This window comes from Rhodococcus sp. 05-2254-6 (genome assembly GCF_002258565.1).
Lineage (GTDB): Bacteria > Actinomycetota > Actinomycetes > Mycobacteriales > Mycobacteriaceae > Rhodococcoides.
The window spans coordinates 1-23882 of the sequence record NZ_NOZF01000005.1 but is presented as its reverse complement, the minus strand read 5'-3'; the positions used below and the strand labels follow the sequence as shown (position 1 = coordinate 23882).

The 23882-nt window shown below is 65.8% G+C and carries 20 protein-coding genes, 1 tRNA gene and 1 pseudogene; 13 read left to right on the top strand and 9 right to left on the bottom strand.

Going from position 1 to position 23882, the window contains the following annotated elements; translation table 11 throughout:
* Nucleotides 1-27 precede the first annotated feature (27 nt).
* From CH256_RS00385 to CH256_RS00375, 3 genes are read left to right on the top strand one after another with little or no spacing between them, the layout of a single operon-like run.
* Complete coding sequence (locus CH256_RS00385) at nt 28-828, top strand: thymidylate synthase (protein ID WP_094668585.1); 801 nt, start codon at nt 28-30, stop codon at nt 826-828.
* Nucleotides 825-1334, top strand: a complete 510-nt coding sequence (locus CH256_RS00380) for a dihydrofolate reductase (RefSeq protein ID WP_094668571.1) — start codon at nt 825-827, stop codon at nt 1332-1334. Before CH256_RS00385 ends, CH256_RS00380 begins: the two co-directional genes overlap by 4 nt.
* 54 nt (nt 1335-1388) lie before the next feature.
* A complete protein-coding gene (locus CH256_RS00375) occupies nt 1389-1715 on the top strand; it encodes a cupin domain-containing protein (protein WP_068050089.1) in 327 nt (108 codons plus the stop codon).
* Here the strand turns inward: CH256_RS00375 and CH256_RS00370 are convergent.
* Together CH256_RS00370 and CH256_RS00365 are read right to left on the bottom strand one after the other, a co-directional pair.
* Nucleotides 1708-2568 carry a universal stress protein gene (locus tag CH256_RS00370; RefSeq protein ID WP_068050086.1) on the bottom strand — a complete coding sequence of 287 codons (861 nt, stop codon included), beginning with the start codon at nt 2566-2568 and terminating at the stop codon, nt 1708-1710. The genes CH256_RS00375 and CH256_RS00370 overlap by 8 nt on opposite strands.
* Nucleotides 2569-2719: 151 nt before the next feature.
* Nucleotides 2720-3625 (bottom strand): acyl-ACP desaturase, encoded by a 906-nt coding sequence (locus tag CH256_RS00365; RefSeq protein ID WP_094668570.1) that lies wholly within the window; start codon nt 3623-3625, stop codon nt 2720-2722.
* 368 nt (nt 3626-3993) lie between these two features.
* Here CH256_RS00365 and CH256_RS00360 point away from each other — a divergent pair, with 368 nt between their 5' ends.
* From CH256_RS00360 to CH256_RS00320, 8 genes are all read left to right on the top strand, one after another.
* Nucleotides 3994-5193, top strand: coding sequence for a PucR family transcriptional regulator (locus CH256_RS00360; RefSeq protein ID WP_256986296.1), 1200 nt, complete (start codon nt 3994-3996; stop codon nt 5191-5193).
* Nucleotides 5194-5277: 84 nt separating this feature from the next.
* Nucleotides 5278-5979 (top strand): ABC transporter ATP-binding protein, encoded by a 702-nt coding sequence (locus CH256_RS00355; RefSeq protein ID WP_094668584.1) that lies wholly within the window; start codon nt 5278-5280, stop codon nt 5977-5979.
* A gap of 50 nt (nt 5980-6029) precedes the next feature.
* Nucleotides 6030-8447 (top strand): FtsX-like permease family protein, encoded by a 2418-nt coding sequence (locus tag CH256_RS00350; protein WP_143536489.1) that lies wholly within the window; start codon nt 6030-6032, stop codon nt 8445-8447.
* Nucleotides 8448-8858: 411 nt separating this feature from the next.
* Nucleotides 8859-8934: transfer RNA gene (locus CH256_RS00340), tRNA-Arg, on the top strand.
* Nucleotides 8935-9038: 104 nt separating this feature from the next.
* Complete coding sequence (locus CH256_RS00335; protein ID WP_179271944.1) at nt 9039-10382, top strand: HNH endonuclease; 1344 nt, start codon at nt 9039-9041, stop codon at nt 10380-10382.
* A 223-nt stretch (nt 10383-10605) separates the two neighbouring features.
* Nucleotides 10606-12006, top strand: coding sequence for a DEAD/DEAH box helicase (locus CH256_RS00330; protein ID WP_068050079.1), 1401 nt, complete (start codon nt 10606-10608; stop codon nt 12004-12006).
* An 8-nt stretch (nt 12007-12014) separates the two neighbouring features.
* The gene (locus CH256_RS00325) at nt 12015-14030 is read left to right on the top strand and encodes a DUF2232 domain-containing protein (RefSeq protein WP_306438692.1); all 2016 of its coding nucleotides are present in this window, start codon (nt 12015-12017) and stop codon (nt 14028-14030) included.
* Complete coding sequence (locus tag CH256_RS00320; protein WP_094668567.1) at nt 14027-14764, top strand: energy-coupling factor transporter transmembrane component T family protein; 738 nt, start codon at nt 14027-14029, stop codon at nt 14762-14764. Before CH256_RS00325 ends, CH256_RS00320 begins: the two co-directional genes overlap by 4 nt.
* A gap of 1 nt (nt 14765) precedes the next feature.
* On the opposite strand, the gene CH256_RS00315 is transcribed toward CH256_RS00320, so the two are convergent.
* The 6 genes from CH256_RS00315 to CH256_RS00290 form a co-directional block, all read right to left on the bottom strand.
* Nucleotides 14766-16454 carry a substrate-binding and VWA domain-containing protein gene (locus CH256_RS00315; RefSeq protein ID WP_256989310.1) on the bottom strand — a complete coding sequence of 563 codons (1689 nt, stop codon included), beginning with the start codon at nt 16452-16454 and terminating at the stop codon, nt 14766-14768.
* A 60-nt stretch (nt 16455-16514) separates the two neighbouring features.
* Complete coding sequence (locus CH256_RS00310; protein ID WP_094668566.1) at nt 16515-18146, bottom strand: substrate-binding and VWA domain-containing protein; 1632 nt, start codon at nt 18144-18146, stop codon at nt 16515-16517.
* 49 nt (nt 18147-18195) lie between these two features.
* On the bottom strand, nt 18196-18627 hold the full coding sequence (locus CH256_RS00305) for a type II toxin-antitoxin system Rv0910 family toxin (RefSeq protein ID WP_068050069.1): 432 nt from the start codon (nt 18625-18627) through the stop codon (nt 18196-18198).
* An 82-nt stretch (nt 18628-18709) separates the two neighbouring features.
* Entirely contained in the window at nt 18710-20344 is a 1635-nt protein-coding gene (locus CH256_RS00300) for a solute symporter family protein (RefSeq protein WP_176460550.1), read from the bottom strand.
* Nucleotides 20344-20643, bottom strand: coding sequence for a DUF485 domain-containing protein (locus CH256_RS00295; protein WP_032378306.1), 300 nt, complete (start codon nt 20641-20643; stop codon nt 20344-20346). Before CH256_RS00295 ends, CH256_RS00300 begins: the two co-directional genes overlap by 1 nt.
* A 256-nt stretch (nt 20644-20899) precedes the next feature.
* A complete protein-coding gene (locus CH256_RS00290; protein WP_068283549.1) occupies nt 20900-22642 on the bottom strand; it encodes a sodium/solute symporter in 1743 nt (580 codons plus the stop codon).
* A gap of 20 nt (nt 22643-22662) precedes the next feature.
* Between CH256_RS00290 and CH256_RS00285 the strand changes: the two genes are divergently transcribed.
* The gene (locus CH256_RS00285) at nt 22663-23430 is read left to right on the top strand and encodes a GAP family protein (protein ID WP_094668565.1); all 768 of its coding nucleotides are present in this window, start codon (nt 22663-22665) and stop codon (nt 23428-23430) included.
* Nucleotides 23431-23443: 13 nt separating this feature from the next.
* Here CH256_RS00285 and CH256_RS00280 read toward each other — a convergent pair whose 3' ends face one another.
* Nucleotides 23444-23659, bottom strand: coding sequence for a hypothetical protein (locus tag CH256_RS00280; RefSeq protein ID WP_218829116.1), 216 nt, complete (start codon nt 23657-23659; stop codon nt 23444-23446).
* Between the two features lie 39 nt (nt 23660-23698).
* Between CH256_RS00280 and CH256_RS00275 the strand changes: the two are divergent.
* Nucleotides 23699-23882 (top strand): annotated as a pseudogene (locus CH256_RS00275) (hypothetical protein); the annotation flags it as partial.

Genomic DNA, 23882 nt, shown 5'->3' with positions numbered 1-23882 from the left:
GTCCAGTATGCAGCTACGATGACCGTCGTGATGGTTCCGACTCCGTACGAAGATCTGCTGCACCACATCCTCGATACCGGGACGGCGAAATCCGACCGCACGGGAACCGGCACCACCAGCGTGTTCGGGCATCAGATGCGCTTCGATCTGGCAGCGGGCTTCCCGTTGCTCACCACCAAGAAGGTCCACCTGAAGTCGATCGTCTACGAGCTGTTGTGGTTCCTGCGCGGAGACTCGAACGCCACGTGGCTCCAAGAGCGCGGCGTCAGCATCTGGGACGAGTGGGCAGCTCCGGACGGCGAGCTCGGCCCCGTCTACGGAGTGCAGTGGCGATCGTGGCCCACCCCGTCGGGCGAGCACATCGACCAGATCAGCCAGGTCATCGAGACCCTGAAGACCGATCCGGATTCGCGGCGAATGATCGTCTCGGCATGGAACGTCGGCGAGATCCCGCGGATGGCGCTCCCGCCGTGCCACGCGTTCTTCCAGTTCTACGTGGCCGACGGAAGACTCTCCTGCCAGCTCTACCAGCGCAGCGCAGACATGTTTCTCGGCGTGCCGTTCAACATCGCCAGCTACGCACTGCTCACGCACATGGTGGCGGCGCAGACCGGCCTCGAGGTCGGCGAGTTCGTCTGGACCGGCGGCGACTGCCACATCTACGACAACCACCGCGAGCAGGTCACCGAGCAGCTCTCACGCGAGGCGTATCCGTACCCCACTCTCAAACTGGCGCAACGGGATTCGATCTTCGATTACACCTACGAGGACATCGAGATAGTGGACTACCAGCATCACCCGGCGATCAAGGCCCCGGTAGCGGTGTGAGTGCACCGCAGTTCGTCGGCCTTATCTGGGCTCAGACCACCGCCGGCGTCATCGGAGACGCGGGATCGATCCCCTGGCACGTCCCCGAGGACATGGCTCACTTCAAGTCGAAGACGGCCGAGCATCCGGTGATCATGGGCCGTAAGACCTGGGACTCACTGCCCGCGAAGTTCCGTCCACTGCCCGGCCGTCGCAACATCGTGGTCACCCGCAACTCCTCGTGGACCGCCGACGGTGCCGAGAACGCATCGAGTGTCGCCGACGCCGTGGCCCTGGTGGGCGAGAGCCCGGTCTGGGTCATGGGCGGCGGCGAAATCTATCGCAGTGCAATGGATATCGCGACCCACCTGGAGGTGACCGAGGTCGATCTCGACGTCGAGGGCGACACGAGGGCTCCCGAGATTCCGGCCGGCTGGGTCGCGACGGCGGGCGAATGGCAGAACAGCCGGGTCGACGGGACCCGATTCCGCTTCGTGGAGTACGGAAAGCCTACCCAACCTTCTTGAGCGCGTTCAGGATTCCCCCGTCGCGACTGCGAGCGGTGCGTCATACTGACGATCATGGACAAGAAGTCACTCACCGCCCTTGCCCGCCAACAGCTCAAACTTGCAGTCGGCGCGTCGAGTGGCCGCAGTTCGCAGACGGTGTACGGCGGTCACCAGCGCCACCTGCGGCAGACGGTCGTGGCTCTGGCCGCAGGGAACAAGCTGGCCGAACACGACCTCTCCGGCGAGTCGACCGTCCTGGTACTCAGTGGCAAGCTCGAACTGATCTCCGGTGAGCGCTCCTGGAAGGGCTCGACCGGCGACCTTCTCGTCATCCCCGACGCCCGCCACAGCGTCGAGGCCCTCGAAGACGTGAGCTTCCTGCTGACCGTCGCTATGTGAGCGCTTTCCGCACCACCAGCACGGGGCAGTCCGCGGTGTTGACGAGCGCGAAACTCGTGGAGCCCAACAGCATTCCACCGAATCCGCCGCGCCCCCGGTTGCCCACCACGATCAACGCCGCGGTTTCGGACAGTCCGCTCAGAACCCGCACCGGACGGTCCTGAGCGACGACGCGCTGCACTTCGACGTCGGGGAACCTCTCCTGCCAGCCGGCGAGGCTCTCTGCCAGCAGAACCTCCTCGCCGTCGGCGATGGCCTGCCAGTCCTTGGGCGCACGGCCGAACGACTGGGTGAGATCGACATCGGACCACACGTGAACCGCGATCAGCACGGCACCCCGAGCGGATGCTTCGACGAAAGCCCACTCGACCGCAGCCTGGTTGACGTCCGAGCCGTCGATACCGACGATCACCGGCCCCTCGGCAACCGGGCGGCCATCGATGTCGCGGCCTCGCACCACCGCGACCGGGGACACGCTGTGCGCGGCCAACGAGAGTGTGACAGCGCCGGTTTCGCTGGCCCCGATCACCAGCATCTCGGCCTGCGCCGAGACGCCGATGAGAACATCCATCACGCCGCCCTCGACGGCACTGGAGGTCACCTCGAAGGCTGGATCGTCGACGACCAGTGCGGCCAGCGTTTCTGCCGCCACCAACCTCGACTTGGCAGTGGCAACGAATTCGGTTGCTTCTCCTGCGAATTCGCTCAGGTCGACCACCCCCGGCATGTCGACGGCAGTGACGATGTGCAATCGCCGATCCCGTCGGTGAGCGCAGAGAGCCGCCCAGATCACGGCCTTGTCCGCTGCAGCGGATCCGTCGATACCGACGATGATCGGTCGAGAGCCTGTCACGTTTCGGGCCTCCGGTCTTGCGCGAGAACCAATCCTCGCGCGTATGACGAATAGGCGTTCAGGCTAGTCGATGGGGTCCGCCCGAGCGCCTCTTCGATTCGAATCGAACCGAAGAGGCACCGGTCCCACGGACCCCCCGGGGTATGTGGTGTCAGCTGGCGCGCAATGCGTTCGAGTATTCCCGGACTCGTGTGCGGCCGAGCTGGGTTGCGGCGTCCTGGGCGTCGAGATGATCGAGATAGTCGGCCAGTTGGTCGCGGCTGCGGGCTCCGGCACCGAGATCGGTGCGCTCGAAGATGCGCCACTGCGCCAACAGGGGTCGCAGAACATCGTCGAGATGGCGGCGCAGATCGTAGATTCCGTCCCGCGAGATGAGCATCGCACTGCGCGCGAACCCCGGCAGGTTGGTGCCCGGCAGCTGAAAGTTCATGACGACCTCGGTGATCGCCGTGACGGTGAGCGACGGTGCCACCTCGAGCGCCGCGGAGACCAGGTCGGAAAAGAAGCGGACATGCAGATCCTGATCGGCGACAATGCGTCCGAGCAGGCGATCGGCCACCGGATCGTGGCACTGAGCGGCAGTGTTGCGATGACAGATGCTCGACACCGACTCGTCGAGGGTGACCTGGGCCAGCGACCGGAGCAGGTGCGCTCCGTTCATCGGGGCGTCGAAACCCACCGTCATACACTGCGCTCGGGCTCGACCGAGGGCGACCGGATCGACGCTGCGGGTGGCCACCAGGTAGTCGGTGACGGCCACTGCATGCCGGGTCCGTTCGTCGCTCCACTCCGTGAGCCACGACGGCCAGACCCCGACCTCGGAGGCAGCGGTATCTCGCCGGTAGAGCGGAATGTTCTGTTCGACCAGCAGAGTGGTCACCAGTGCCGCTTTGGCGGCCTCGGTCAAGGTCGAGGGCCGCGAACCCCAGTACATCTCGGCTCGGACGTAGTCGGCCGGTTCCCACGGCGCGGCCTCGGCGCGATGACGAGCCAAGTTGGCCTCGATGGTCGGCAACAGTTCTCGCAGAACCGCGAACTGCCCGATATCACTGCGCATGACCGCCCCTTCGTCGCCCGCCTACCCACTCCGACGGAGACAAAGGTAGATCCGCCGAACTCGCACCGCGGAGCGCTTGCGGATTGTTTAGGGCAAGTCGCAAGCGCTTGGGGAGCGCGCTCGAGACAGGTCACAACGAGTTTTGCCGAAATGGTGGATCACGCGTTGATAACAACCTATGATCGACCCTGTTAGAGGCCGGGAAACAAACTTGAAGTACGAAAACGCCGCGGTTTCGTCGGGGATTGCATACATTGAGCCGCGGAAGCGCATCGATACGCGCAAGTAAGTTTGCTCTCCGATGACCTGAAGATCCCAACACGAAGGGTTGATCTGTGACCGTTCACAACTCGACTAGCCTCGGAATCATGGTCGCGGGTCAGCCTGCGTCGGCTCCTCTTCGCGACTTCCGTGCAGTGGCGCGGCTCCTCGTGGGGCACTTCGCCGCCAACACCCCCTGCGGGTCGTTGCCGGGCGAACAGCTCCACGGCGACGTCACCGAATTCACCGTCAAGTGCATCAGTATCGCCGTGCAGATGCTCGACGAACGGCGCGCTCCGGCCGAGTCCGACCTGGCCGAACTTCGCGTCAAAGCCAGCCAGTGGGCACGCGAGGGCGTACCCCTCGAGTCCGTGCTCAGTGTCTACCACGAGGGCATCCAGATCGGCTGGAATCTGGTGTCCAAGAGGGCAGGTGAGGGCGACGCCGCTCAACTGATCGAGGCTGCGCGGATGTTCGTGCTGCTGTCGGAGAAGGTGTCCATCGCCGCCAGCAAGAGCTACGTCGAGGAGCTCCAAGCGGTGGCCAGTGAGCACCACACGGCAGCGCACACCCTGGTGACCTCGCTGCTCAGCGGCCACAACGCGGTATCGATGGCCCGTCAGTCCGGCATCGAACTCGCCGACAGCTACCTCGTGCTCGCCATCTCGGTTCCGCCGCACCCCGACGAGAACGATCCCAACATTCAGAAGACCGTCGCCGCCCGTAGAAAGTTGCGCCGCGTCCAGGCCGAGCTGGCCACGATCTGCGGACGCACTCCCCTGTCTTTGCTCAGCACCGAGGGTGGCACCGTGCTCATCCCCGGTACCCACGACGACGAGTGGGTCGAGGCCCTGGTGCATCGCATCGGTACCGCCGCCGAGGTTCCCGTCACCGTCACCGCCGAGCAGGCCGCAACCGCCGACATCCCCACCGCAGCCGATCAGGTACACGAACTGCTGTCGTTGGCACACCAGCTGCACCGCCCGTCCGGCCTGTACCGCATGGACGACCTGGTGCTGGAGTACCAGCTCACGCGGCCTGGCCCCGGCCGTCGCCACCTGACCCAGATCCTCGAGCCCCTCGATTCGTCCCCCGAGCTGCTCGAGACCCTCGAGATCCACATCTCCCACGATCTGAACCGTCAGCGGTCCGCTCGCCAGCTTCATCTGCACACCAACACCGTCGATTACCGCCTCAAGCGGATCGCGCAACTCACCGGGTTCGATCCCACCCGTCCCTCGGGAATTCGGCACCTGCAGGCCGCACTGGTGGCCCGGCGGCTCGAATCCTCGCGCGGCGCAGCGTGATCTGAGAACTCCGACCGGTTTCTCGACCCGACGGCAGGTAGCGTCGGAAGTATTCGAGGAGCAGGGGATCGTTGCATGACCAATTTGAAGCTCGAGCTGTCCGGTGTGGTCAAGGAGTACCCCACCGGCGAGCAACCGGTACGCGCGTTGGACGGTATCGATCTCACGATCGAGGGTGGCCAGTTCGTCTCGCTCGTCGCGCCGTCCGGTGCCGGAAAGTCGACGCTGCTGCACATGCTCGGCGCTCTCGACACACCGACGTCGGGTTCCATCCGGTTCGACGACGTCGAGGTCACCACCCTCGACGACAACGCCCAATCCGATTTCCGACGCCACCAGGTGGGGTTCGTCTTCCAGTTCTTCAACCTGCTGCCGACGATGTCCGCGTGGGAGAACGTCGCAGTGCCCAAGCTGCTCGACGGCACACCCATCAAGAAGGCCAAGACCGACGCGATGCGTCTGCTCGAGATGGTCGGGCTCTCGAACCGATCCGAGCACCGGCCGGCACAGTTGTCCGGTGGTCAGATCCAGCGCATCGCGATCGCCCGGGCGTTGATGATGGATCCGGCGCTGCTGATCGCCGACGAGCCGACCGGCAATCTCGATTCGAAGACCTCCCACAACGTCCTCGAGATCCTCGCCGACGTGGCGCACGCCAGCAACGGGCGTCGAGCAGTGGTGATGGCGACCCATGACCTCGAGGCAGCACGGTCCACCGATCGCATCGTCAGCATGATCGACGGTCGCGTCGAGACCGACACTCTGACGGCCGGCCTCGATCGGTGATAGGCACCGCGCTCAGCAGATTCAGAGTCATCAGCCTTCGCGATCTCCGCATGCACTGGGTGCGTTCGCTGGTCTCGGCCGGTGTCGTCGCCGTCGCGGCCGGGCTGCTCATCGCCGTCCTCGGCACGTACGGCTCCTTGACCGGCTCCGTCGAGCGGCTCGCCGTGTCGATCGCCGGTAACGCGAACTACGAGATCGTGGGTGTCACCGACTCCGGTTTCGATCAGAGCGAACTCGACGCCGTACGTGCTGTTCCCGGCGTCGAGACAGCGGTTCCACTGTTGCGCAGCACTGTTCGGTCCGATGTCGGAGACCTGACGATTCTCGGTGTCGACTCATCCATCACGGCACTGCAATCCGATCTGGAAGGTGCCGTCGGAAACGCGTCAGGATTGCTCACCGATCCGGACGGGGTGTTGGTCGGAGCCGCAACGGGTCTGACGCAAGGCGACACCGTCATCATCGACGATGTTCCGACCGCGGTGGTCGGCGTGGTCGACGGCCCCGGGACGCAGCGCATCGGCGGGGGCATCTTCGCCGTCGCGCTCGTCCCGACGGCTCAGGCGCTCACCGACCGCCCCGATCAGCTCGATTCGATCTTCGTCCTCGGCAGTGGCGACTCTCTGCGCACCGACCTCGATACCGCGTTGGCCGGCCGGGTGTCGGTGATGGATCCGGACTTCCGGGCCGACCGCGCGAACCAGGCGATGAGCCTGACTCGCAATGCGACACTGATGGTCTCGCTCATCGCGTTCGTCGTCGCGGCGTTCCTCGTCTTCAACGTCATGAACATGGCCATCGCGAAGCGTCGACCCACCATCTCTCTGCTCCGGGCAGTCGGCGGCCGCCGCGGCGACATCGTCCGCGACCTGCTTTTCGAGTCCGTTCTGGTCGGTCTCGTCGGCGGTGCCGTCGGAGTTCCGCTGGGAATCGTGATGGGCCGCATTGCAATCGAAAGTCTGCCACCGTTCCTCTCGCGAGCCTTCGATGCGCGAATCGAATACGTGCTGCCCGGCTTCGCGATACCGGTGGCGATCGTCGCGTGCGTGCTGGCCTGCGTCGGGGCCTCGGCCGTCGCCGCCGTGCAGGTGTATCGCATCTCGCCGATCGAAGCGCTCGCAGTCGGCGGCGGAGAGACCTCGGGTGGCCCCGGTCTGCGCTTCACCCTGGCCGCGACCGTGTTCGGCGTGTTCGCCGTCGCCGGATCCTTCCTCTTCGCCGTCAACGTCGACGGGCAGTTGACCCTCGGAGCCGGTGCCCTGTTCATGTTCGGCGTCGTCGCGCTGTGCGTCGGTGCGACCGGTCCGATCGTGTCCGTGACCGCAGCGGTCCCCCGCCGCTGGGGTGGTGCCGGACGCCTCGCGACCGCCACCATCGAACGCGCCCCGCGGCGTATCTGGGCAACCGTGATGACGATCGTGATCGCCGTGGGAGTCAGTGTGGGAGTGTCTGGTTCGCTGACCAACATGACCGACTCGGCAGGCGAATCGTTGTCGTCCTTGGCGAACACCGACCTGTACGTGTCGATGACCTCACCCGACGCCATACCGTCGGGCCCGATCGTTCCCGCCGAGGTGGAAGACGCTGTCCGGGCGACGCCGGGGGTCTCTCGCATCGTCGAGGGACAGTGGGCATACGCGACGATCGACGGCGAAACGGTATCCATCCAGGGCGTCGCCGACGGTAGCAACGCGGTGACGCTCGCATCGCTCTCCGACGACGTGCGCGCGGCGGTGCTCGCCGGTGACGGTGTGGTGCTGTCAGAGGGGTTCGGCAGAACCCTCGGTGTCTCGGTGGGTGACTCCATCGATCTGCCGACGCCGACCGGGGTGCAGACCGTGCGGGTGCTCGACCTGGTCGAATACATCAACGCCGCCGGCGGGACGATGGCGATCTCGCTGGATTCGATGCAGCGTTGGTACGACCGGCCCGGGGCTACCTACCTCGAGATCAGCGTCGACGGAGACGTTGCGGCAGTCCAGGATTCACTGCGCGCGGCGCTCCCACCCGAGGCTTTCGTCTACACCGGCGACGCCGCACTCGAGGGAACGAGCGCTGCTATCCGGCAGTCCGGGGCACTGGCCATCGCGTTGCAGTGGATCGTCGCGCTCGTCGCTGCGGTCGCGTTGCTCAACACGTTGACACTGTCGGTACTCGAGCGTCGACGTGAACTCGGCGTACTGCGCGCCATGGGCGGTGGCCGCGGAACCCTGGCGCGAATGGTGCTCGCCGAGGCACTCTCGGTCGGCGTCGTCGGTGGTGTGCTCGGCCTGATCATCGGTGCGGGTCTGCAATACCTGAGCACCCTGATCCTCGGAGCCAGCATCGGAATTCCGGTCGCCTACACCGCGAGCTGGTCGGTGCTGCTGTACGGACTCGTTGCCCTCGGCCTGTCGCTGTTGGGTTCGGCTCCACCTGCCGTGCACGCCTCTCGACTGAGCATCGTGGACGCTATCGCGGCGGATTAGATGGTGGGCGGGCTGGTCCTCAGCGTCCGCAAATGCGCTCGCGTTTGTCAGGTGCGAGCGGAATAGACAGCCAGTGGCCGGCGACTCTGCGCGCGTTTGGCGAATGCGCGCGCGTTCGCACGAGGATGGTCGACGCCTTCGCCCGCGACATTCGGTGCTTCGTCGGCATCGAATCGGCTGCCGATTACTCCGCTCACCAGCACCGCACCGCCCTGAACTTGATCGCATCGCCGACCGGGACAGGGAGGAGCAGCGGCAACCTGCTTCACGATCGACACCATGGGCCGCTAGACTAGCGAGCGCGATGTGGGCCAGCTGTGCAGTGCGGCGGCAGACCCATCCGCAACCGATTGTTCGATGGATCGAAAGCCGTTGCTGGACAATGGCTTCGGATCAGCAGAACGATCACCAGCCTTCGTAGCTCAGGGGATAGAGCAACCCTCTCCTAAAGGGTAGGTCGCAGGTTCGAATCCTGCCGAGGGCACCACGAGTCGACTTCGCGCTCCACCCTCCCCAATTGCTGGCAACTATTGCGCGGCCAGGAAACTCTCCGTACTATCGAACATGCATTCGAGTACTGGGGAGGAACTCGTGGTCACAGCTGTACAAGATTCACCACTCACGTCCGATGAAGTGCTGCGCTTCGTCGCGCGTCTTCAGTCATCGGAGTTCGACGCCGACGCAGCAGCCGGCATCGATTTGATCTCCGCCCTCGAGACCGTCAAGTGCGCCAGCGTGGCAACGCAAGCCGTGGTGACCGACGCCGTCGCGACAGCCATCAGCAACGAACGCAGAGAGCATGGCAAGCCGAAAGCCCAGTGGCGCAATGGTATTGCGTCACAGATCGGACTGGCTCGGCGCGAATCACCGAACCGTGGGGGCACTCACCTCGGTCTCGCTCGCGCGCTGGTGCACGAAATGCCGCACACCCTCGCGCGACTGAAAGCCGGGGAGCTCAACGAGTGGCGCGCCATGATCCTCGCTCGCGAAACCGCATGGCTCACCGTCGACGACCGCCGCACCATCGACGAACGACTGTGCGCAGACCCCGCCACACTGGCCGGTGCCGGCGACCGCACCATCGAAGGCCGCGCCCGCGCACTCGCCAACGAACTCGACGCCGCCTCCCAGGTGAAACGACGCGCCAAGGCCTACGCAGCCAGGCGCACCAGCACCCGTCCCGCACCCGAATCGATGGGCTTCTTCACGGTCCTCACCTCGATGGAAAAGATGGTCTGCATGTGGGCGACGCTGCGACGAGATGCCGACACCATCATCAACTCCGGCGGTGACACACGCACCCGCGATCAGATCATGGCCGACCTCGTATTCGAGCGGGTCACCGGGGCATCAGCAGCACAGGGACCGCCAGTGACCGTCGACATCGTCATCTCGGATTCCACCCTCCTCGCCGGCGGTGACACGTCCGCCTACATGCACGGCTACGGCGACATTCCGTCCGATGTCGCACGGCAACTGATCCGAGACACACTCGACAGTGAGACGCACGTCGCATTACGCCGCCTCTACGCGCACCCGACGTCCGGTGCGCTGACGGCAGTGGAGTCCACTTCGCGCGCATTTCCCACCGCGCTGGGACGCCTGATAGATCTCCGCGATCGCACCTGCCGAACCCCGTGGTGCGACGCACCGATCCGTCACCACGATCACATCAGACCTCATTCAGCAGGCGGCAGAACGAGTGCCGAGAACGGCGCAGGCCTTTGTGCCGCATGCAATTACGCCAAAGAAGGTGAGGGCTGGACAGCCGAAGCATGGCGAGACAAACGCAACGCGCGACACCGCTACCGGCTCATCTCACCCACCGGGCACAGCTATGACTCGAGTGCGCCGCCGATGCCGGTGGTCGAGCTGTACAGCTCGACGATCGAGAACGTGATGGTCACCGGTCTCTTCGACGACGACGCCGCATGACGGGTTGCGGCGGGAAGATACCGAGCACCGACTCGGTTACACTCGTCAACGGCGCGCGTAGCTGCACGCCAGACGTCGTGGAATGCTCCCGAACCTCCATGTGCACCCTGCACAGGCTTCTCTTACGGCGATCGAAACTGCCCACCGGCAGTCTCGCCACCTTGCATCTCGGCCCGAAGGCCCGCAGGTGCAACACCCTGCCCGAAAGGCACTTTTCATCACTATGACGACCCCACAGACTTTTTCTGCACTCGGCGTACCCCAGGCCATCGCGGATGTACTCGCGAGCCAGGGCAAGACCGAGGCATTCCCCATCCAGGCCGACACACTCCCCGACACACTGCAGGGACGCGACGTGCTCGGACGCGGAAAGACCGGCAGCGGCAAGACACTCGCCTTCTCGATCCCGATGGTTGCTCGCCTCGCCGGCCAGCTTCCAGGTAACCGCAAGCCCGGCCGCCCCCGTGGCCTGATCCTCGCGCCGACGCGTGAGCTCGCCACCCAGATCGCCGTCGCGATCGAACCCCTCGCGTCCGCGTACTCGCTGAAGGTCACCACGATCTTCGGTGGTGTCTCACAGGTCCGCCAGGTCTCCGCGCTCAAGGGCGGAGTCGACATCGTCGTCGCCTGCCCCGGTCGCCTCGAAGACCTGATGAAGCAGCGCCACCTCACCCTCGACGGCGTTCAGATCACCGTCCTCGACGAGGCAGACCACATGGCCGATCTCGGGTTCCTGCCTGTCGTCACCCGCATCCTCGCCGCCACCCCGGACAAGGGCCAGCGCATGCTGTTCTCCGCGACCCTGGACAACGGCGTCGACAAGCTGGTCAAGCGATTCCTGCACAACCAGATCACGCACTCCGTCGACGAGGCCACCTCACACGTCGAGGCCATGACGCACAGCGTGTTCGAGGTCGACGGCGTCGAAGCCAAGAAGAAGCTGGTCCACCAGCTCGCCTCCGGCACCGGACGCCGCATCCTGTTCATGCGCACCAAGCACCAGGCCCGCAAGCTCGCCAAGCAGCTCACCGACGCCGGAATCCCGTCCGTCGACCTGCACGGCAACCTCTCGCAGGCCGCCCGTGACCGCAACCTCGCTGCGTTCTCCTCCGGCCAGGCCCGTGTTCTCGTCGCCACCGACGTCGCAGCTCGCGGCGTCCACGTCGACGACGTCCAGCTCGTCGTCCACGTCGACCCGCCGGCCGAGCACAAGGCGTACCTGCACCGTTCCGGCCGCACCGCACGCGCGGGAAGCGCCGGAGACGTCGTGACCGTCGTCCTGCCCGAGCAGCGCAAGGACACCGCAGTTCTGCTGCGCAAGGCCGATATCAAGGTCACCCCGGTCCGCGTCACCGCCGACTCGCCCGCAGTGGCGAACCTCGTCGGCGAGCAGGCTCGCTACGTCCAGCCGATGCCGAAGGCCGAGCCGGAAGTTCGCGCCGCGAACCCTCGCAACAGCAACAACGCCCGACGCGGCGGCCCGGCCCGCTCCGGTGGGCAGCCGCGCTCCGGTGGACAGCCACGCAGTGGTGGTCAGCCCCGCAATGGTGGTCAGCCGCGTAGCGGTGGTGGCGGCCACAGCCGTCGTGCAGCAGGCCCCGCCACGAGCCAGCGCAGCCGCTGACCCAGCCCGTGCGCACGCCCAAGTCCGGCCCTCTCGGTCCGCAGGAAATGGCGACCGCTGCCGTCATGAGCAGCTTCACCGTCGCGTTGACGGTGATCGGTGTGCTGGTACCGATGGCGGCGATCCTTCAGGTCGTCGCGGCGATTCCCATGTCGGTGGTCGCACTTCGGTATCGGACCCGCGCACTGGTCACCTCCGCGGTGGCCGGCACCCTGGTCGGTTTCGTCGCGGCCGGAACCCAGACGGCCATCACCGTCGCCAGCGCCGCCCTACTGGGCGGCCTGGTCGGGCGGGCGAAACGCAGGAAGCAAGGACTGTTCGGCGTTCTCGTCACCTCGATGGTCGTCGGCCCGGTGCTCGGGGCGTTGACGGTGCTGATGCTGCTGATCCTCGTTCCGTTGCGCGAGCTGTTTCTCGAGACTCTCCGCAACACCTTCGAGGGCATTTCTCGACTGCTCGAGCGAACGTCGGCACTGCAAGGCATGGCCGACGTGATCCGCACCAGCTCCACGACCGTGCTCGACAACTGGTGGTGGTGGGTCGGCGGGTCGATCGCCTTCGGCATCGTCACCGGAACGTTGTTCGCGTGGCTCATCCTCACCGCGATTCTGGACCGTCTCTCCACCATCCCCACCCCCGAGCCCCTGGCTTCCAGCACCGACGACGAGATCGGGCCGCTGCCGGTCACACTCACCGCGGTCGGGTTCCGGTACCCGGGAAGCACGACGTCCGCGTTGACCGGCGTCGACCTCCGCATCGACACCGGCGAATTCGTGGCGATCGTCGGCCACAACGGTTCCGGCAAATCGACGCTGACGCGGATCCTCGCCGGCCTCGAACCGTCGGAGGGCACAGTGGACAGGCCCGGCTCGACCGGTCTCGGACGGTACGGCGGCACCGCGGTGGTGCTGCAGCGCCCCGAAAGCCAGATCCTCGGCACCCGCGTCGCCGACGACGTGGTGTGGGGACTACCGCCCGGCGATTCACGTCCCGACGTGGAGGCCTTGCTCGACGAGGTCGGGCTCGGCGGTAGGGGAGCGCGCGACACTGCCTCCCTCTCCGGCGGCGAAATGCAGCGACTCGCGGTCGCCGCAGCACTTGCTCGCCGTCCTGCCCTGCTCATCGCCGATGAGGCAACCGCCATGATCGACGCCTCAGGGCGCGAACATCTGGTCTCGCTCCTCGCCGAATTACCCCGCAGGCACGCGATGTCGGTCGTGCTCGTCACCCACCACGTCTCGGAAACCGTCGCCGCAGATCGCGTCGTACATCTGCACGAGGGTTATCAGGTGCAGCACGACTCGACGTGGATGCACGCTCGGACGGAGAACCCCGCTGCGCTGCACGACAATTCGAGCGAACGTCTTCTGGAACTGAGCGGCGTCGCGCACACGTACAACCGGCGCACACCGTGGGCGCAGGTAGCACTGAACGGCATCGACATCACTGTCAAACGCGGTGAGGGTGTGCTCGTTCTCGGTGGGAACGGTTCGGGCAAGTCCACTCTCGCCTGGATCATGGCCGGCCTCACCGGCCCGACCAGAGGCACCGCCGAGCTCGGCGGCAAGGCGATGACCTCACGTGTCGGCGATGTCGGACTCGCCTTTCAGCACTCGCGCCTGCAGCTGCAGCGGCGCACCGTCTCCGAGGACATCGCTGCCGCTGCCGGTCCCGAAACAGGTTCTGCCACAGTGTCGGCCGCGATGGATGCCGTCGGCCTGGACAGGTCGTTGGCGGCTCGCGACATCGATTCGCTCAGCGGCGGTCAGATGCGACGCGTGGTGCTCGCCGGGCTGATCGCGCGTCGTCCTCGGCTACTGGTTCTCGACGAACCCCTGGCCGGGCTCGACCCTCCCGGCCGCGACGACATCATCGGCGTTCTCGCCGGACTGCGCGATCGCGGCGTTGCCATCGTCGTCATCTCGCACGACGTGGACGGTATGGACACCGTCTGCAGTCGCACCATCACGATGGCCGACGGCCACATCGTCTCCGATTCGATCCTGGGGAGCGTGCACTCGTGACCACCGTCGTCTTGCGTCAGGTCCCGCGATTCTCACCGATCCACCGCCTGTGGGCCGGCACCAAACTCGTCGCCGTGCTGCTGCTGAGCATCACTCTCGTGGTGGCACCGACGTGGCCTGCCCTCGGAATAGTGTTCGCGCTGTTGGTCATCGCCGCGATCATCGCTCATGTCCCGATCACCGCGGTGCCGCGTCCACCGTGGTGGATCTGGGCACTGTTCGGCGTCGGAGCTCTCATCAATCTGCCGATCGGCGGCGCGGCAGTGCTGGTGTATCTGCGCGCGACGCTGTTCATCTTCGTCCTGCTCGGCGCATCGATGATGATCGGCTGGACCACGTCGATGAGCGACATCGCCCCTGCGGTCTCCAAACTGGGCGCGCCGCTGAAGAAGCTGAAGTTGCCGGTCGACGAGTGGGCCATCGCCGTGGCCCTGAGCCTGCGGTCGCTTCCGCTGCTGATCGAAGAGATGCGCACCCTCAATGCTGCCCGACGCCTTCGCCCCAAGCCGGTCGTCAACAGCGCGTCGGACAATTCTCTGGTCGACATCGTCACGACGGTGATGTCGGTGGCGATCAGGCGGGCCGACGAAATGGGTGGGGCCATCACCGCCCGCGGCGGAACCGGAATGATCACCGCCACCGACGCCCGGTTCAAGGCCTCCGACGCGGTGACGCTGACCGTGGTGACTCTGGCGTGCGCCGCAGCCATCGCGATCAGCTTCCTGTTGGGCTGACCTACTCCCCCGCGAGACGTTCGGTGCGCGAGTTCAAGGCCTTGACGAACACGTTCGGGATGTCTCGCGGATCCTCGGCGACATAACTCGTTCCGCCGGTCGCAGCCGAGATCTGCTGCAGTGCAACCGGATCTGCATCACTGGTGACACCGACTGTGATGATCACGATGGGTCGCACCGGATCCTGCTCCTTCTGCAGCGACGCCAGCAGCTCGTCGAGGGAGATACTGCCCTCGTCCTCGTTGGCACCGTCGGTCAGGATGATGACACTGTTGACGTAGTCGGGGTCGTATCCCTCCTTGACCCGCCGGAATGCAGCCAACGTGGTGTCGTAGAGCCCCGTTCCGCCGCCGACGAGAGCCGGGAGCCCCCGGATCGAATCGAGAATGGCGTCGCGCTGCGATTTTCCGTTGAACGTACCGTCGGCCTTACCCATCGGCACCAGCTCACGGTGGTCCTGCTTGCCACCACCGAGCCCGATCGAGAACGCCCACAACCCCATCTGCGTCTGATCGCTGAAGAGCGAGTTGGCACCTACCGACGCGTCCACGGTCAGCGCGATGCGGGTGGAGTCGCCCGATTTCGCGGCCATCGAACCCGACACGTCCTCGACGACGAGGGTGCGCAACGGCAGTGCGAGTACGGCCCAGTCCCGCAGCGTCGTCTCGATGGACAGCGGGTTCTTGATCTCGAGCGACGCAACGGACCCGACGCCTCGGCCGTCGGGAAGTGGTGTGCCACTCGATGTTCGGAAGCCGGCTGCGACCAAGGTCTCGGCGGCAGACGCGGTGGCGAGAACCGAGCCCAGTGCGGCTCCGGCCTGCTTGACGCGGTCGTATTCGGGGCCGGCAGGCGCGGTCACGGCCAGCGGGTAGTTGAGGAAATAGCTGCCGGTCGGCGGAACCGACTCGGTCAGTCCCGATCCCGGATTGTCGGCCTCGTACGCAAGCAGTGCCTGCTCGGTCGCCACGCTGGTGCCACCCTCGGCGGCCACCTGGGCCACCAGATCCGGGGTGTCGTGTGGAGTGTCCGCGATTCGTCCGAAGTCCTGAGCCATCGGGACCAGGGCCGCCGACACGGCCTTGGCGTCGGAGATTGCCACCTCGGATTCGGCCAGCGCACCGAGGATCGCGGCATTCGAGGCGCTGCTGGTCAGGGGATCACCGATGCGTTGCCCGGGAAGCTGGAGCACGCTGAGCCAGGTATCGGTCACCGGCGCGGCATCGGACTTCGAGACCAGGACCGGCAGCGTGTTCGCGACGGAGGCCTTGGCCAGCTCGGGAAGCGCACCGGTCGAGCGAAGAGTCTTGAGCAGCCACAGCGTCGAATCCGGTATCCACAGGTCCGGGCGATTTTCGGTTCCGGCGATCTCGGTGGCGGTGTCGGCGGGACGTTCGGGGCGAACCTCGAAGTTCACGCAACCACGATCGAACTCGGTGGCCTGCGCGAGAATCTGCTCGACGGGCTCGGCGATGGAGGTGTCCACGGCGAGCGAGACGGTGTCGACGAAATCGCAGGAATCAACACCGGACGCGCGGACGGCCTGAACGCCGAACCAACCACCGACCACGACGACGACTGCCACCAGCGCAAGCACCGACCAGATCGCGGCCGAACCGAACCGCCGCGCACTACCGCTGTGACGTCCCGACATCGATGCAACCCCCTGCTCGCCCCCCGCTGCACTCACAGGACGAGTGCAAGCGCACGCGCCCTCAGAAGTGACGCGACGCACAGCATAGTAGCCTTCTCAGCGACCGGAGCGACTTCTCAGCGCATTGACGAAAACGTTCGGGATCTCCGCGGGATTTCGAGCAACGAAGCTCGTACCACCCGTTGCTGCCGAAATCTGTTGCAGCACACCAGCATCGGCGTCGTCGGTGATGCCGATGGTGACGATGACGACCGGCCTGGACGGGTCCTGCTCGGCGCGCAGAGTGGACAGCAGCACGTCGAGCGCGATGCTGTCGGGGTCCTCGTTGGTGCCGTCGGTGAGGATGATGACGCTGTTGACCGCGTCGGGATCGTAGCCCTGCTGCACCGTGCGGAACGCTGCCAACGTGGTGTCGTAGAGACCGGTACCACCTCCGACCAGGGCCGGAAGCGTTCGAGTCTGCTGCAGCAGCACCTCACGCTGCGTGGTGTTGCCGACTTTTTCGTCCATTCGCCGGATCGGTGCGAGCTCACGGTAGTCCTGCGATTCGCCGCCGAGTCCGATCGAGAATGCCCACAACCCCATCGACGCGTTGTCGGGGAACAGTCGATTTCCGGTTTCGCTGGCCTGCACCGTCAATGCGATACGTGAGTCGGCCCCCGCGCTGTAGTTCATCGATCCGGAGACGTCCTCCATCACCAGAGTCCGCGACGGCAGCGCCAACACCTGGTACTGGCGCAGCGTCGACTCGGCGGCCTGCTGGTCGGCGATCGTCAGAGGCGTCACGTCACCGATCCCGCGATCGGAATCGAGGGGTGCGTTGTCCGCGGAGCGGAACCCCGCATCGGACAGAGCCCGCTGCCCCTGTTCGGATTCGATGGCCGTGGCCAGTGCCGTCCCGACGGATTTCGCGGTCTCGTGTCGATCCCCTGCGGGCTCGGTCACGGCCAGCGGAAAGTTGAGGAAGATGCTGCCCGTCGGCGGCACCGTCGCGCCCAGTTCGACGTTGTTGTCCTGCTGGTAGGCCAGGAAGGCCTGCTCGGAGACCACTGCGACACCGCCGTCGGCAACCAGATCGTCCAGCCGTACCGTCGGATCGGCCTCACCGCGAGTGGCGGCCTGGGCCTGAGCGATGGGGACGAGCGCCGCTCCGACCGAGTCCAGGGCGGTCTCGTCCGATCCGGCCTCGGCCACCGCGCCCAGGATGGCCGCATCGGATGTGGTGTTGGTCAGCGGGTTGCCGATGCGCAGACCTTCGAGCTTCAACGCGGTGAGCCAGGTGTCGAAGAACGGCACCTCGTCCTTGCGGGCCGCGAGCACAGCCGGGGTGCCGGCCACCGACTGACTCGCCAGGTCGATCAGCGACGCAGTGGACCGCACGGTCTTGCCGATCCACAGCGAGGAATCCGGAATCCAGAGAGAGGGAACGTCGTCGCCCTTGGCGACCGCAGCCGAGACCTGGCCGGATTCGGTTGCGGTGACCTCGATCCGAGCGCAACCGAGGCTTTCCGCGGACGTCTCGTCGACGATCTTCTGCAGCACCGGCGCGATGGCAGGGTCCGCGGCCAGAGAGTAGGACGCGGGATCGCCGCATTCGGAACCGAATGCCTTCTGCGCGACGACCACTCCGCCGCCCACCACGAGAAACAGGGCCACGGCCACGACGCCGTACTTGGCGAATCCTCTGCTGCTCGTCGCGGACGACGGGGCACTGTGTCTACCGGGCATGGACGGCTCCTACTTCACTGGTCGTTCCACAGGCTCCACCCCTGCCGCGTCAGGCGTAGATCTTGACGAACGTCTTCAGCGAGTTCTCGATGTCGCCCTTGAGGGCGCGTGCGACGCCGGACCCGATCGGACCGAACAGCGGCGCGCCGCCGAGGTTGACGTCGATGGTGATCTCGGAGCCTTCACCCTTGGATTTCACGGACAGGTTCAGGCCGATCTTGACGCCGCCCTTACCGTTGCCCTTGAGCTCGAGCTTCTTGGGCGGATCGTAGGACTCGATCTTCCAGGACACCCGGTTGCGCATGCCCTTCACGCTGGCGACGGAATCCAAGGTGGTGCCCACGGCCAGTTGCTCGGGCAGCTCACCGCGCCACGCTTCGTGGATGGAGAGCCACTGCTCGTATCCGGACAGATCGGACGCGTGCGCCCACGTCTGCTCGGGGGTGAGTGGGACGTCGAGGGAAACCTTCAGCTTGGCCACAGCAGGGATGGTAACCGCTGCACGAAAAATGTCCGTGTGAGGCCTTGCTCACACGGACATTTTCGGGGGGACCTGCTATCGACTAGTGAGCGCTGGCCTTCTCCGCACCGATACCGGTGAGGGAGCGAACCTCCATCTCGGCCTGCTTGTCGGTGTTCTCGGTGTCCTTCGAGATCAGAGTTCCGACGATGCCGAGGATGAATGCCAACGGGATCGAGACGATGCCGGGGTTGGAGAGCGGGAACCAGGCGAAGTCCGAGCCGGGGACCATCGACGTCGGCGATCCGGAGACGGCCGGGGAGAAGATGATCAGCACGATCGTCGAGATCAGGCCGCCGTACATGCTGAACAGTGCGCCGGTGGTGGTGAAGCGACGCCAGAACAGCGAGTACAGGATGGTCGGCAGGTTCGCGGCCGCAGCAACGGCGAACGCGAGTGCCACCAGGAAGGCGATGTTCTGCCCGTTGGCGAGGATGCCGAGGCCGATGGCCAGGACGCCGATGACGACGGCGGTGATCCGCGAGACCTTGACCTGCTTCTTGTCGTCGACCTTGCCCTTCTTGATGACGCTCGCATAGATGTCGTGAGCGAACGACGCCGAGGCGGTGATCGTCAAGCCGGCGACCACGGCGAGGATCGTCGCGAATGCGACCGCCGAGATGATGCCGAGCAGGATCACGCCGCCGAGCTCGAAGGCCAACAGCGGAGCCGCGGAGTTCTGGCCGCCGGCCGAAGCCAGGATGCGGTCCGGTCCGACGATCGCTGCGGCTCCGTAGCCGAGCACGAGGGTGAACAGGTAGAACGCACCGATGAGCGCGATGGCCCACACGACGCTGCGGCGAGCTTCCTTGGCGGTGGGCACGGTGTAGAAGCGCATCAGCACGTGCGGCAGACCCGCGGTACCGAGCACGAGTGCAAGACCGAGCGAGAGGAAGTTGATCTTCGAGGTGGCACTGCCGCCGTACTGAGCGCCGGGCTCGATGACGTCACGTGCAGCCACGGCCTCGTTGGCCGATCCGGCCACCATGGCCTGCGCGCTGCCGAGCAGTTCGGAGAAGTTCATGCCGAACTTCGCGAGAACGAGGACGGTCATGAACGCTGCGCCGGTGATGAGCAGGACGGCCTTGATGATCTGCACCCAGGTGGTGCCCTTCATTCCGCCGATGAGCACGTACGCGATCATCAGCACGCCGACGATGGCGATGACAATGGACTGTCCGGTGCGGTCGGAGATGTCGAGCAGCAGTGCGACGAGTCCGCCGGCACCGGCCATCTGCGCGAGCAGGTAGAACAGCGAGACGGTCAGGGTCGACAGCGCGGCCGCGGTGCGAACCGGGCCCTGCTTGAGCCGGAAGCTCAGTACGTCCGCCATCGTGAATTTGCCGGTGTTCCTGAGCAATTCGGCGACGAGGAGCAGCGCGACGAGCCAGGCGACGAGGAAGCCGATGGAGTACAGGAAGCCGTCGTAACCGTAGACGGCGATGGCACCGGCAATGCCGAGAAAGCTTGCTGCAGAGAGGTAGTCACCGGCGATCGCGACGCCGTTCTGCGGTCCGGAGAATCCGCCGCCTGCGGTGAAGAACTCCGCGGAGGTCGCATTCTTCTTCGATGCGCGGATGACCACGAACATCGTCACGAGTACGAACGCACCGAAAATCGCGATGTTGACGAGCGGTTCACCGACGGTGGTGTCGGTGGCCTGGGCAAGGATGTTCATCAGCTTTTCGCTCCCTGGGAGGCTTCCATCTCGGCGCGCAGGGCTGCGGCGCGAGGATCGAGTTCACGGTTGGCGAATTTCACGTAGATGCCCGTGATGGCGAACGTCGTGACGAACTGGCCGAGGCCGAGCAGCAGCCCGACGTTGATGTTGCCCCACACCTTGGTCGACATGAAGTCCACCGCGTAGGTGCTCAGCAGCACGTAGATGACGTACCAGACCAGGAAGAACCCGGCCATCGGGAACACGAAGCTACGCAGACGACGCCGAAGTTCCTGGAACTCTGGACTGGCCTGCATGTCGACGAACGCTTGCGCGTCCGGTGGCGAATTGGTTTCCGGTGCGGTCACCTTGGACTCCTGAAGTAGATGTGAGCTGTAGCTGACTCGGAACAGTAATGAGAGTCAGGTCACAAAATCAGGAGGTGGTGTCGATCACACGATGGGAAGCGGGAGTGTGCGACAAGCGGTCGAGAATGGCAGTTGAGCGGCGGCGGGAGTGGAGCCTGCGGAATGACCCAGTGAGGGAGTGGAGCCTGCGGAACGACTCAGTGCCTCAGAGCTCGCGCTCGCGATCTTTGCCCATGTCGAGGCCTTCGGGCAGGTGCAGTCGCGCGAAGATGCGGGAGATGTCGGGCGGGACGGTTTTTCGGGTGGCGAGGCTGACGGCGATCATCGCGGCGAAGGCGACGGGCACGCTGACGGCGGCGGGGTAGCCGAGAATCGCTGCTGCCCAGCCGCCGAGGACGCCGTCGGAGATGGGGGTGACGACGGAGATCGACGCAGCGACGAGGGAGATGCCGCCGCCGAGGAACAGTCCGGCTGCCGCTCCCGCCGCGGTGAGTCCGCGCCACCAGATGCCCAGTACCAGCAGGGGGCACAGGGTGGATGCGGCGACGGCGAAGACGAGCCCGACGGTGCGCGAGAGGTCCAGGGAGACAACGCCGATCGACAGCGCCAACGGAACGGCGCCGGCGAGAATCGCGGCGACGCGGAAGTCTCGGACCTTGCCCGAGAGGACGTCGGTACTGAGCACCCCGGCGATGCTGACCAGCAGACCGGATGAGGTCGACAGGAAGGCCGCGATGGCACCGGCGGCCACCAGCGCGGCCAGCAGTTGGCCCGGTATTCCGGACAGCACCGAGCCGGGCAGCAGCAGCACTGCGGCGTCGGATGCTCCGGTGATCAGCAGTTGCGGCACGTACAGCCGGGCGAAGACGCCGAGCACCGTCGGGAACAGGTAGAACATGCCGAGCAACGCCAGAACGGTGAGCGAGGTCAACCGCGCCGCTCGGCCGTCCGGGTTGGTGTAGAACCGCACCAGCACGTGCGGCAGGCCGAGGGTTCCGAGGAACGTGGCCAGAATCAGCGAGTAGACCTGATAGAGGGGATGCGCTCCGCCCAGTCCCCCGCCGGGCATCGCCCACGCTCGGTCGGTGGTCGGCGCGCCTGCGACGACGGGAACAGGCGATCCGGCGTCGAGCGTCAGCAACGTGCCCGAGCCCAACCGGTGTTCACCTGCGTCCAGTAGCACTCGCCCGTCGACGCTCTCGTCGTCGAGGGTTCCCACCACCGACACGACGATCGGCGAATCGACCTGCACGAGAACGTCGGTGGTGATGTCGACGACGGTCTGCTCGGACACGGTCGGCGGGGCGGGGCTGCCGACGCTACGGTCGTCGGCGAAGAAGTGCACGGCCAGCACCAGTGCCGGGATGGCGATCGCGGTCAGTTTGAGCCAGTACTGGAAGGCCTGGACGAAGGTGATCGAACGCATGCCACCGCCGACGACGTTCGCGATGACGATGAGTCCCACCGCCAGGGCCCCGACCCACCCCGGCACCCCCAACAGAATGTTCAGCGTCAGGCCTGCGCCTTGGAACTGCGGCACCAGGTACAGCGCGCAGATGACCACGACCACGAGCATCGCCACGGTGCGCAACCATGGTGCGCCGAGCCGGAATTCGACGAAATCGGGCACCGTGTACGCGCCGCTTCGACGCAGCGGTGCGGCGACGAACAGCAGCAGACCCAGGTAGCCGGCGGTGAACCCTACCGGGTACCACAGCGCATCGGCTCCGTACTTCGCGATGAGCCCCGCAACCCCGAGGAACGATGCAGCAGAGAGGTATTCACCACTGATGGCGGCGGCGTTCCAGCGTGGACCGACGCTTCGCGAGGCAACCAGGAAGTCGGAGGTGGTGCGTGCCAACCGAACTCCGTAGATACCGATGCCCACGGTGGCCACGGCGGCCGCCAGCAGCGCGATCACCGTCGCGATCGGAATGGACCCGTTCACCGAATCCGCCCCTTCTCGCCATGCCCTGCACGGGAACGGCGCACTTCGCGGACCGTAGCGAAATCGACGACATCTCGGGTCGTGCAGTGGGACGATCTACCGATGCAGTGGACGAGCGCCACCTGATGTCCGTGACGGCAGCCGTCTCTGCGTGTCTCCCGTTGGCGGCCGGGGCGCTGATCGCACACCTGCCCACCACGGCGATGGCTGCTGCCCTGGCCACACTCAACACCGGTTCCGTACTCACTCGGTTCACCGCCGGATGGCTGGTCGGCGTCACGGTCGTCACGACGGCAGGCTTGGTGGTCGTGGACACCGCGGTGGTGGCCTCGGACTCGTCCGCCTGGGTGCGGTGGTTGAGAATCGCGCTCGGCGTCGCTCTGCTGATCCTGGGTGCCCGCACACTGATCGAACGCGCACGACACGGCCCGGCCCGCGAGGAACCGGGATGGGTGGACAGAGCACGTCGCCTCGACGGTGGCAGGGCATTCGCGACCGCGTTCCTCCTCGGATCGGTCAATCCGAAGAGTGTGGTCATCGCACTGTCGGCCGTGGCGGTGATCGTGGACGCGTCCTCGGCCGTGGCCGTCCAAGCGGCGGCTCTCGTGGTGTTCGTGGTGGTGTCCAGCCTCGGCGTCGCGGCACCCGCACTCGCGTTGCTCGTCTTCCGCGGCCGTGCTCGCCGGCCACTGAACGCGATCGTCGACGGATTCATCGCGCACAGTGGCCTCGTTCTGGCCGTGATCCTGTTGGGCCTCGGCACGTACATGACACTGAACGCCCTCTGATCCCTCGGCGTCGTCAATCATCGGTCAAGGCGGTGAAGTCCTGCTCGTTGCGTTCGGCTCGACGCGTGTACACCCAGCCGACACCGAACAGCAATGGATAGATCGCCACCCCCAGCACCAACCACGGCAGACCGATACCGAACGGCGCGACGTCGGTGAAGCGGGCGAGGAGCATGCCCAGCAACGGAATTGCGAACAGAATCGACAGCGTCATCACCGCCAGGCGCACCGACAACGGGTGGTGCTCTCGCAACGTCGCGGCGCACGGATGGTGCGCACCCGCGTCGAAGTGCAGGAGCAGACCGAGGTCGGCGACGCTCTGGTTCGTAGCCTGGTTCGCGCGCAGCTGTTGCTGTCGGTGCGCCTGGCGGTGATGACGCTGTCGATTCTGTTCGCAATTCCGTTGCTGGGCATGCTCCTCGCCCGCTTCACCGACGTCGCGCCGTTCGGTA